Source organism: Tyzzerella sp. An114 (assembly GCF_002161055.1).
Taxonomy (GTDB): domain Bacteria; phylum Bacillota; class Clostridia; order Lachnospirales; family Anaerotignaceae; genus Fimicola; species Fimicola cottocaccae.
The window spans coordinates 14,074-25,356 of the sequence record NZ_NFLT01000007.1 but is presented as its reverse complement, the minus strand read 5'-3'; the positions used below and the strand labels follow the sequence as shown (position 1 = coordinate 25,356).

General features: G+C 31.9%; 13 protein-coding genes. 3 read left to right on the top strand and 10 right to left on the bottom strand.

Annotation, left to right across the window (positions count from 1 at the left end):
• Positions 1 to 163 precede the first annotated feature (163 nt).
• A complete protein-coding gene (locus tag B5E58_RS08195; RefSeq protein WP_088109203.1) occupies positions 164 to 1,201 on the top strand; it encodes a DnaD domain protein in 1,038 nt (345 codons plus the stop codon).
• Between the two features lie 6 nt (positions 1,202 to 1,207).
• A complete protein-coding gene (locus B5E58_RS08190; protein ID WP_088109202.1) occupies positions 1,208 to 2,212 on the top strand; it encodes an ATP-binding protein in 1,005 nt (334 codons plus the stop codon).
• 26 nt (positions 2,213 to 2,238) lie between these two features.
• On the opposite strand, the gene B5E58_RS08185 is transcribed toward B5E58_RS08190, so the two are convergent.
• The 8 genes from B5E58_RS08185 to B5E58_RS08150 all read right to left on the bottom strand — a co-directional run bounded on the left by B5E58_RS08185 (position 2,239) and on the right by B5E58_RS08150 (position 9,438).
• Entirely contained in the window at positions 2,239 to 3,276 is a 1,038-nt protein-coding gene (locus B5E58_RS08185) for an MraY family glycosyltransferase (protein WP_242956634.1), read from the bottom strand.
• A 28-nt stretch (positions 3,277 to 3,304) separates the two neighbouring features.
• Positions 3,305 to 3,934 (bottom strand): uracil phosphoribosyltransferase, encoded by a 630-nt coding sequence (gene upp, locus B5E58_RS08180; protein WP_088109200.1) that lies wholly within the window; start codon positions 3,932 to 3,934, stop codon positions 3,305 to 3,307.
• A 38-nt stretch (positions 3,935 to 3,972) separates the two neighbouring features.
• Positions 3,973 to 4,401 carry a ribose 5-phosphate isomerase B gene (gene rpiB / locus B5E58_RS08175; RefSeq protein ID WP_088109199.1) on the bottom strand — a complete coding sequence of 143 codons (429 nt, stop codon included), beginning with the start codon at positions 4,399 to 4,401 and terminating at the stop codon, positions 3,973 to 3,975.
• Positions 4,402 to 4,422: 21 nt separating this feature from the next.
• Complete coding sequence (locus B5E58_RS08170; RefSeq protein WP_088109198.1) at positions 4,423 to 5,475, bottom strand: L-threonylcarbamoyladenylate synthase; 1,053 nt, start codon at positions 5,473 to 5,475, stop codon at positions 4,423 to 4,425.
• Positions 5,476 to 5,480: 5 nt separating this feature from the next.
• The gene (locus B5E58_RS08165) at positions 5,481 to 5,975 is read right to left on the bottom strand and encodes an SEC-C metal-binding domain-containing protein (RefSeq protein ID WP_088109197.1); all 495 of its coding nucleotides are present in this window, start codon (positions 5,973 to 5,975) and stop codon (positions 5,481 to 5,483) included.
• A 144-nt stretch (positions 5,976 to 6,119) separates the two neighbouring features.
• On the bottom strand, positions 6,120 to 6,572 hold the full coding sequence (locus B5E58_RS08160; protein ID WP_158097708.1) for a universal stress protein: 453 nt from the start codon (positions 6,570 to 6,572) through the stop codon (positions 6,120 to 6,122).
• Between the two features lie 232 nt (positions 6,573 to 6,804).
• Positions 6,805 to 8,409, bottom strand: a complete 1,605-nt coding sequence (locus B5E58_RS08155; RefSeq protein WP_088109195.1) for a CTP synthase — start codon at positions 8,407 to 8,409, stop codon at positions 6,805 to 6,807.
• Between the two features lie 192 nt (positions 8,410 to 8,601).
• Positions 8,602 to 9,438, bottom strand: a complete 837-nt coding sequence (locus tag B5E58_RS08150; protein WP_088109194.1) for a peptidylprolyl isomerase — start codon at positions 9,436 to 9,438, stop codon at positions 8,602 to 8,604.
• Between the two features lie 173 nt (positions 9,439 to 9,611).
• On the opposite strand from B5E58_RS08150, the gene B5E58_RS08145 reads away from it, so the two are divergent.
• Entirely contained in the window at positions 9,612 to 10,067 is a 456-nt protein-coding gene (locus B5E58_RS08145) for a hypothetical protein (RefSeq protein ID WP_088109193.1), read from the top strand.
• 52 nt (positions 10,068 to 10,119) lie between these two features.
• Here the strand turns inward: B5E58_RS08145 and B5E58_RS08140 are convergent, their stop codons facing one another.
• On the bottom strand, positions 10,120 to 10,530 hold the full coding sequence (locus B5E58_RS08140; RefSeq protein ID WP_088109192.1) for an HIT family protein: 411 nt from the start codon (positions 10,528 to 10,530) through the stop codon (positions 10,120 to 10,122).
• Between the two features lie 141 nt (positions 10,531 to 10,671).
• A complete protein-coding gene (locus tag B5E58_RS08135; RefSeq protein WP_088109191.1) occupies positions 10,672 to 11,172 on the bottom strand; it encodes a hypothetical protein in 501 nt (166 codons plus the stop codon).
• Positions 11,173 to 11,283: the final 111 nt, after the last annotated feature.

Below are 11,283 nucleotides of genomic sequence, written 5' to 3'. Positions count from 1 at the left end.
CAAAATAAGTCAATAAAACTCTACATTTAAACACTTTACAGACAATATCTATATATATTATTGATATTTTTTTATTGATTTTATTGCCTAATATTTATCTTGATAAAATCAAATTATATATTTACAATTATAAAATAACTACATTAATAAAAGGGGATTTATTATGTCTTTAAAACTTCAATATAGTAAAACTTCAATATCCAATAAATTTATAGATACTTATTTTAAAAAAGCACCTTATATATATTGTATGGTTTATATATATGCCTGTCGTATACTCAGCGAAGGTGAAAAAATAACAAACGAGGCTATTGCTAACACCCTTCGCCTTCCTATATCAGATGTCATAAATGCTTGGAAATATTTTTCTGCTGAGGGTATTGTGACATATACTGAAAATCCTTTTTCTGTTTCATTAAAAGATGAATTTTTTATACTATCATCAAAAAAAGAACAGAAAAAAGTTATAACAGAAAAACGCCCAGAATATTCTCCTGCTGAAATTGATATATTTTCAAGAAACAACGAAAATATTAAAAATCTTTTCAGTACAGCTCAATCCCATTTAGGAAAAATGTTAACTCACAATGACCTTTCTATTATATTGGGACTTTATGACTGGCTCCGTCTGCCCCTTGATGTTATAGAAATACTTTTTGCCTACTGTACAAAAAACAATCATTATTCTTTAAGATATATTGAAGCTGTTGCCCTTGACTGGGCCGAAAAAGAAATAAATACTCCTAAAAAAGCTATTGAATATATAAGACTTCACAATAAAGAATACAGAACAATAATGAAATCAATGGGTATTACAAACAGAATACCTACAACCGCCGAGGAAAAGTTTATGCAAAGGTGGCTTTTTGATTATAATATGAATATGGATATAATATGTCTTGCCTGTGAAAGAACTGTACTTGCCACAGGAAAAGCCGGTTTTCCCTATGCTGATACAATAATTACAGACTGGCATAATAAAAATGTTAAAACTAAAGAAGATGTTGAAAAAATAGACCGTTCATTTTTACATTCAAAAAAAGAAAATAAAACTAAAGCCCCTGTTGTTTCATCTCAACCTATACAAAAGAAAAATCGCTTTGTAAACTATGAGCAGAGGAAATGGGATTTTGAAAAATTACGCTCTCTTGAGAGACAACATATTAAAAAACAACTCCAAAATGATGATGAAGGGAAGTGACTTTGAATGTCAGGAAAAACAGAAATATATAAAGAAGTTCTAAGAGATTACGAAAGACTAAGAAGTCAAAAGTCCGCAGAGCTTAGAGAAAAACAAACACAACTATATAAAAAATTTCCTCGTCTTGCTGATATAGAAAGAGAAATGAACATAACAGGAGTACGTCTTGCCCGTCTTATACTTGAACAACCTGTTGACTATATACAAAAGGCAGAAAGATTAAGAAAACATACAGCAGAGCTTAAAACTGAAAAACTAGAAATTTTAAGGTCAAACAGAATACCTGAAAATTTTCTTGAACTTTCATACAACTGTACAAAATGCCATGATACAGGTTTTATTGATGGTAAAGAGTGTACTTGCTTTAAACAAAAACTTGTTGATAAGGCTTATGACCAATCAAACTTAAAAGATATTATAAAAAATGAAAATTTTGATTTCTTTGATATTAGATATTACTCAACAGAAAAAGACCCTGAAAGAAATATTTCACCAAGAGAAAACATACAGGATATATTGGCTGTATGTATAAAATTTACTCAGGATTTTGATAAAAAATTTCAAAATCTTCTTTTATATGGTAAAACAGGATTAGGAAAAACTTTTCTCTGTAATTGTATGGCAAAAGAACTTCTTGATAGTGGAAAAACTGTTATGTATGTTACAGCCTCTCAACTTTTCAAACTTATAGAAGAAGACAGATTTAACCGTATAGGTGATGAGGATATACCTTCCCACTATATGGATGATATACTTTCTGTTGACCTTTTTATAATAGACGACCTTGGAACAGAGTTTTCAACTATACTTTCAAGTGCAGAGCTTTTTAATATTATAAATACACGACTTATTAACAGAAAACCTGTTGTAATATCAACAAATCTTTCTATGGAAGATATTATAAATCAATACAGCGATAGAATTGTTTCAAGAATTGTTGGAAGTTATACTTCTTTAGAATTCTTCGGCGATGATATAAGAATGATTAAAAAGTTTGATATGATGAAATAAAAAAAGGTGCCACAAGGCACCTTTTTTTATTCGTCTTTTTTATTATTTATGTATGAGTTAAAATAATATATTACAAAACTTAAAATAACAACAGAGGCAATAACTATAAGAAGTGTTCTTATGTCTCTTAAAGATATAAATATGGCAACCATACCACAACAGAAACTTATACCATAAAGTATTATAACTGCTTGTTTCTGTGAAAATCCTCTGTCTATAAGTCTATGATGAAGATGACCTCTGTCAGCCTCCATAATAGGTTTGTGATGTATAGCTCGTCTTCCCATAGCAAAAAGTGTGTCAAATACAGGAAGCCCCAGTGAAAGCATACTGACTATAAGAGCAAGTATTGCATATCCTTTAAATACTCCCATAATACTAGTTACTGCAAGTACAAAGCCTAAAAATGTTGCTCCTGTATCTCCCATAAATATTTCAGCAGGATTAAAGTTTCTTGGTAAAAATCCAAGACAAGCTCCTGCAAGAGCCGCTGTTAAAACTACGGCAGACTCACTTCCTGTAAGTATACAGAGAACCATAAGACAAAGTGAAGCTATTGAAGAAACTCCAGCAGCAAGTCCATCAAGTCCATCAATAAGGTTTACAGCATTTGTAACACCTATAATCCACATCAAAGTTATAGGTCCGCTTAATGTTTGAAGATATGCTGTAAAAGGCCATAATACAACATTTATTCTTGTGCCTGTACATACAACAACTAAAGCTGCTATAATCTGAACACAAAGTTTAAGTCTTGCTCTCAAAGCATATATATCATCAAAAATGCCAAGTACAACTATTATTCCGGCACCAACCATAAATCCGGCAAGTTGTCTTGTCTCAATATCAGGTATATACTGCATAAGCACAAGAACAGAAATCATAAAACCAAGAACAATGGCTATACCACCCATACGTGGCATAGGTTTTTTATGCATACCTCTGTCCTTTGGGTAGTCGATTGCCTTTAATTTTATTGAAATCTTTTTTGCCAGAGGTGTTGTAACAAGTGTTATTGCAAAAGCACTGGCAAAAGCTGCAATATATAAAACCCAGTTATGCACCAATTAAAATCCTCTCCTTACGGCACTACTATTTTGTGCCGAAAATTCTGTCACCGGCATCTCCAAGTCCGGGAACAATATATCCATGGTCATTTAAAGGATTAGGGTCATAGGCTGCTGTATAAATATCAACATCAGGGTGAGCCTTTTGTATTCTCTCAACGCCTTCTGGTGCAGAAAGTACACATAAAAGTGTTATATCCTTTACTCCTTTATCCTTTAAAAATCCGATTGCCGCCTCAGCAGTACCGCCTGTGGCAAGCATAGGGTCTGTAAGAAATACTTTTCTCTCTGCAATATCAACAGGGAGTTTACAGTAATATTCAACAGGCTCTAAAGTGTTTGGGTCTCTGTAAAGTCCTATATGTCCAACTTTTGCAGTAGGCATAAGACTTAACATTCCATCAACCATTCCTATTCCTGCTCTAAGTATAGGAACAACAGCAAAACCTGTTTCTATAATTTTACAAGGTGTTTTTGTGATAGGTGTTGTAACCTCAGCATCACAGAGAGGTACATCCCTTGTAGCCTCATAACATAAGAGTGTTGCAACCTCTGATATAAGTTCTCTAAATTCCTTAGCACAAGTGTCTTTATCTCTAAGCATTGTCATTTTATGTGCTATAAGTGGATGTTCTGAAACAAATAATTTTCCCATTAAAAACACTCCAATCAATAATTATTAAATATAATTAATTAGTCCTCTATCTGATTAATTCTTCTTATATGTCTTTCATCATTAGAGAAAGGTGTATTAAGGAATGTATCAACTATTTTAAGAGCAAGTCCAGCTCCTGTAACTCTTGCACCCATAGCAAGTATATTTGCATCGTTATGTTCTCTTGTTGCCTGTGCTGAGAAACAATCTCCACAAAGAGCAGCTCTTACACCTTTAACTTTATTTGCAGAAATTGATATACCTATACCTGTTCCACAAATAAGAATTCCTTTTTCACATTCTCCAGATGCAACAGCATTTGCAACAGCTTTTCCATAAACAGGATAATCACATGATTCCTCAGAGTATGTTCCAAAATTTTTATATTCTAATCCATTTTTTTCAAGGTAATCAATAACCTCTTTCATAAGAGCAAATCCACCATGGTCACAACCTAAAGCTATCATAAAAACACGTCCTTTCTTTAATTATACATTTATATAGTTATATCCTGCCGCCTTATTAAGTCTATTCATTATGGCAGCACCCTCTCCCGCTTCATCAAAAACCTCAGAATAAACCACATCAACGCCTAAAAAATCAAATTTTCTAAGCATTTTAAAAAGGTTACTTCCTATGGTTTCAGGGTTCTCTCTGTCGCCTACATCAAGAACTGTACCGAAAGAGTATTTATCCTTTGTCTGTAATGTTGCCATTATTCCAACCTTTACACCCTGTTTTTCATCATTTTCAGCAAGATTATTGATTTTCTCAATAACTTTTTCAATATCACCTTTAACAAGAATAACAGAGGCTTTAGGTGAATAGTGTGTATATTTCATTCCGGGAGCCTTTGGAACAAGGTTTTTATCCGGTTTTGAAAAAACAGCTGGGTCAACATCAATATGTCCTATAACTTCTTCAATCATTTCACGAGTAATAGCACCCGGTCTAAGAAGCATAGGAGTTTCATTTGTAACATCAATTATTGTTGATTCAAGACCTACTTCAGTAGCTCCACCGTCAACAATCATATCAATTTTTCCAAAAAGGTCAAACTCAACATGAGAAGCTCTTGTTGGGCTTGGTTTACCTGAAGAATTGGCACTAGGTGCGGCAATAGGAAGTCCAGCTTCCTGTATTATAAGTCTTGCTATTTTATGGGAAGGAAATCTCACTGCAACAGTGTTAAATCCTCCTGTTATCTCCTTAGGCACACATTCAGCCTTTGGAAATATAATAGTTAAAGGCCCCGGCCAAAACTTATTCATTATAACCTTAGCCTTTTCAGGTATTTTTGAAACTATAGGGTCAAGCTGGGAAATGTCGGAAATATGAAGTATAAGAGGATTGTCCGAAGGTCTACCCTTTGCCTCATATATTTTTCGGCAAGCCGAAGCATCAAGACCGTTTCCCCCCAGACCATAAACCGTTTCTGTAGGAAAAGCTACCAACCCTCCCCTTTTGAGAATGTCGGCAGCTTTTTTAATCTGGCTCATGTCGGGGTTATCATAATCAACTTTAGCCAAAATTGTATCCATCTAAATTACGCCCCGCAACATTTTTTGAATTTTTTACCGCTACCGCATGGACAAGGGTCATTACGTCCAACTTTAAGTCCTTTTACGATAGTACGTGATTTTTTCTGCTCCATTGTAAGCTCATGTTTTTTCTGTGCATCAAATATACCGTCCCACTGTGGAAGTGTATAGAGATGTTCTGCTTTATATTCAACCATTTTCTTGAAAAGTTTTTCAAAATCAATGTAAAGTTTTACATCTGAATTTTCTTCAAGAGAATTTATATCATAGCTTTCAGGAATAACTTCATTGATACCATCAACGAAAGCAACTATTTCTTCAGCTGTCATGTTAAATCTAGCAGCAAGCTCAGCAACTTTTCCTTCAATAGTCTGAACTTTTTCACCTATAATATATTCATATATTTTCTGTTCTCTTGGGAGATACTGGTCCCAAACAGCATCAACGCTTCTACCTTCTTTTGTAAAGGCTTTGCTCATCCAACTTTCATATAAACTCATTTTATTTCTCTCCTTTTAAACTATTTTAAACTTACACATAATTGAAATAATAATATATATTGCCCTTTATTGCAACAAAAATTTAAAAATACCGTAAATTACACAAATTATTTGTAAATAGATAACAACATATTATATTTTATTTTAATGTTTATCTTCCTTTTCAACAATTATAATCTGGGCACTTTTCGGAAGACTTTTAACTATTTTATCAAAAAAGCTTTCTGTATGTTTCTTACTTTTTTTAACATTTTCAGAAGGAGGTTCTCCAAGAACAACTTTTGTTATATTTTCTTCTAAAACAAAATCAGATATGCTTTTGCAAACATCATCGTTACAAAAAGCATGTATCATACCGCCCTTTCCTCCGCCATACATAAAAAGTCTTTGTAAAAGAGCTAAAGTCTCACTATTATTAAAAACGTTGTTTCCTCTAAGAACATGGAGTATATGTAATTCACCATTATTTTCATCGGCAACTTTGGCAGCTCTATCAATAAGCCTTACAGAATTACTTTGAGCTGTAATACAAACAAGTATCTTTTCTATTTTTTCATCGCTGTTATTTTCTAAATTCAAATCAATCTCTCTAACCAAAAGCTCACTCCTCCTTCTTATCAAATTTTTCACTATTTATAAGATACCATAAAATCAGATTTTTTTCATTGTGCATATTATTAAATTTTTCTTAATAAATTAATAAAATCAAATTTTTAAAATAAAATATAAAATCCCTTAAAAATAAAAATGCCGTCATAAAAAGGACGGCATTTTTATATTATTTATAAATATGTATTTTATACAATAAATACATATTTTACCATTTTAATTAATTTTCTCTCTTTGAAATAGCCGCCCCCACAAAGTCAACAAAAAGAGGGTGTGGTCTATTTGGTCTTGACTTAAATTCAGGGTGGAACTGAACGCCTGTAAACCATATATGATTTTTAAGCTCTACAATCTCAACAAGTCTATCATCAGGAGATGTTCCAGAAATAAAAAGTCCTGCTTCTGTAAGCTGTTTTCTGTACTCATTATTAAACTCATAACGATGACGATGACGTTCATATATAAGCTCTTTACCATAAGCATTATATGTGTTTGAATTTAATGAAACTTTACAAGGATAAGCACCAAGTCTCATTGTTCCTCCCATATTGTCAATATCTTTCTGTTCCGGCATAATATCAATAACAGGATATGGAGTTTCTCCTATTTCAGCTGTTGAAGCCCCAGAAAGACCAACAACATTTCTTGCAAACTCTATTACAGCACACTGCATTCCAAGACATATTCCAAAGAAAGGTATATTATTTTCCCTTGCATATTTTACAGATAATATTTTTCCCTCAAGACCTCTATCTCCAAAGCCTCCTGGTACAAGTATACCGTCTGTGTCCTTAAATATTTCACTTGCATTTTCTTCTGTAACTTCCTCTGTATTAATCCATTGTATATTAACATCAGCCCCATGATATATTCCTCCATGATGTAAGGCTTCAACTATTGATATATAAGCGTCATGAAGTTCAACATATTTTCCGGCAACGGCAATATTAACTTTTTTAGATATATTTCTTTCTTTTTCAAGCATTTCAATCCATTCAGACATATCAGCTTGTCTATTTTCAATGCCTAATTTTTTACAAGTTATATCTGCAAGTCCTTCTTCTTCAAGCATAATAGGGATTTCATATAAACTATCTGCGTCAAGGTTCTCTATTATTGCATCATCAGTAACATTACAGAAAAGGGCAAGTTTTTTCTTTATATCCTCTGAAATTTCATGTTCTGTTCTTAAAACTATTATGTCAGGCTGTATTCCTATTGATAAAAGCTCTTTTACAGAATGCTGAGTAGGTTTTGTTTTCATCTCTCCACCCTTTGAAAGATAAGGAAGTAATGTAACATGAATATATAAAACATTCTCTCTGCCTTTTTCTCTGCCAACTTGTCTTATAGCCTCAAGGAAAGGAGTACTTTCTATATCTCCAACAGTTCCACCAATTTCAGTTATAACAATGTCACTTTGAGATGATTTTGCTGTTCTATAAACTCTGTCTTTTATCTCATTTGTTATATGTGGTATAACTTGAACAGTTGCACCAAGATATTCTCCTTTTCTCTCTTTGTTAAGTACAGACCAATATATCTTACCTGTTGTTGTATTATTGTTTACAGTTAAATTTTCATCAATAAACCTTTCATAATGTCCTAAATCAAGGTCAGTTTCTGCTCCGTCCTCTGTGACAAAAACTTCTCCATGCTGATATGGGCTCATTGTTCCTGGGTCTATATTTATATACGGGTCAAACTTCTGAATTGTTACACTATATCCTCTAGCTTTTAAAAGTCTTCCCAATGAAGCCGCTGTTATTCCTTTTCCAAGACCTGAAACAACACCGCCTGTAACAAAAATATACTTAGTATCCATTTTTTACACCTCTCTGTTTTTATCCTCTATATATCAATATATTTTAACCGCATTGACATTTATTTCTGCGGAAAAATTCAAAAATAATTATTCCCATTTTTTTAAATAAAAAAATCTGCAAAGGTGACTTTTAAAACCCTGTTTAAAAAAACAGAATTTCAAACTCTGCACCTTTGCAGACCAATATTAAAATTATTTACTGTATTTTACTATTTCAATTGTCTCTATAACAACATCTGTGACAGGCTTATCATTTTCATCAACCTCAACAGAATTTATAACATTTACAATATCAAGACCTTCAAAAACCTGTCCGAAAACAGAATATCCATAATCAAGTTCTGGAGTTCCCCCAAGTTCATTATATTTATTTCTTGCCTCTTCAGAATAATTAAATCTGAATATTTTATTTGTACTTGGATTTACAAGAAGCTCACTGTCTCCATTTTCTTCAGTTACACTGTCAACATACTCAAAATAACCATCAAGCATTGTAGGACGAGCAACTATATAGAACTGACTTCCATTTGTATTTGCTCCACTGTTTGCCATAGCAACAGCACCGTTAAAGTGGTACATATCTTGGCTAAACTCATCTTCAAAAGGTTCACCCCAGATACTTTCTCCCCCTGTACCATTTCCGGCAGGATCTCCACCCTGTATAACAAAATCTTTTACAACTCTATGAATTGTAAGTCCGTCATAGTATCCTTCTTTTGCATGGGTAACAAAGTTCTCAACAGCCTTAGGAGCTTCCTCTGGGCATAACTTTATTTTTATATCTCCCATATTTGTTTTAACAATAGCTATTTCTTCCCCTTCTTTTGGTTCTTCAAGCTGTGGGAATTTATCTCCAGCTCCTCCCAAAAGTTTTTCTTTTAATGCTTCATATTCTGCATCTGGGTCAGAAGATGTATTTTCTTCATTCTGTGTTGTATTTGTGTTTTCTTCTTTTTTGTCATCACTTGATGAACAGCCTGAAAGTACCATAGCTGTCATAATTCCAGCCAACAATAATTTTTTAATCATATAAACAATCCTTTCATCTGTATTTCAATCTAATTATTTTATTATTTTAATATAGATTTGTCAACAGCACAAAATATCTGGAAATTTTTGTTAAATATAGATATTGACATCTTTTATGTAAGTTTATATAATAAAATTGCAAATAATGTAAAATAATTATAGGAGGGATAAATATGAAGTTTAAAAAATTAATATTAAGTACTATGATATCAAGTTGTTTTATTTTTTCAGTTCCAGTATTTGCTCAAGATAAACCATTAGAAAAAACTAATATAACAAGTGAGACTGTCTTAGAGGAAAATTCTACTGGTATAGAAAGTCGCAGTGTTTCTTACGACCATTCTAATTATAGATTAGTAGACCGTCCTAATTTTCCAGCAACAATTGAGTTAACTAGCAGTCAACCTTATGGAAAAGCTTTTTATGCAAACAATTCACCTTACAGTGCAAAATTGATAGTTGATGATAAAGACCCTGTAATAGTTGAACCTTATTCAAGTGGTTCAATAGTATGGAAAAAAGGAATATTTAAAAGTTCTTATGATATTACTGTTACAGCTACACAAGGAAATTTAGACGGATATTTTTCTCTTGCTAAAGCAACAAGAGAAGCAGAATTTCAAAATTAAAAAATAATATAAATAAAAGAACTGCTAAAACACTTTAGCAGTTCTTTTTATATTAAAATTTCTCTGCAAGTTTCTTTCTCACAGCTTCTATATCTTCATCAGTTGGCTCAGTAGGGTTCCATTTTATATTTATACCATCATTTTCATATCTAGGTATAAGGTGCATATGGAAATGGAAAACGCTCTGTCCTGCAACCTCTCCATTATTCTGGAGAACATTCATATTTTCAAAGCCTAAAACATCTTTCATAACTTTTGAAACTTTAACAGCAAGTTTAAAAAGTCTTCCTGCCTGTTCCTCGTCAATCTCAAAAATATTTGCCACATGATTTTTAGGAATAATTAAAACGTGTCCCTCACCACTTGGAAATCTGTCAAGAATTACTTTAAACTCATCATCTTCAAATATTGTTGCTGAAGGAATTTCGCCTTTTATTATTTTACAGAATATACAATCGCTCATATTTTTACACTGCCTTTCATTAGTATATTTATTTTATCAGTATACCACAGTAAAAGTATTATAAAAAGCAAAATAATGCAATAAAATTTACAATGATTTTTGTTGTAATGAAGTTTTATAAATAGTAATATTTTACAGTAATCATTTATTTTTAATATATATGAAATTTATAAGGCACATATTACCTAAAACATCTGAAAGTATTTCAATAATATAATCTTTTATTTCACTGTCTTTAAAAAGACCATAAAGGGAGCGTATTCCTCTTGAATATTCTGAAAGATATATTAATCCCTTTTCAAAATCAGAAGATTTATTGCCTGTAATTTTTTTATTTACATCATTGTTATATGAAACCTTTTCACCAGAAGACCTGAAATAAATGTCCTCAAGATATTTTCTTGATTTCACCATATCAAGATATATATCTTTTATTGTTTCTCTATCATTATTATCAGAAATATTTTTATAAAGGTCTTTATAAAAATTTGAAAGTGTCATTGTTTCTTCTGCCATAAGTCCAACAAGTTTTAAAAGTCTTTTGTCTGTAAAAGACATAGCTTCTAGTTTTGTTTCTCTTTCAGCTGAATTTATATTTACATTTTTATTATTATAATTTGAGGTGATATTATATGGGTACATTGGATAAACTCCTTTTTTATTTTATGTATATGCAGTATTTTTTCAAAACTTACATAATAATTTCATGGATTTTTATAAAAAATAAAATGAAAAAAGCATAATAAAAAAAGC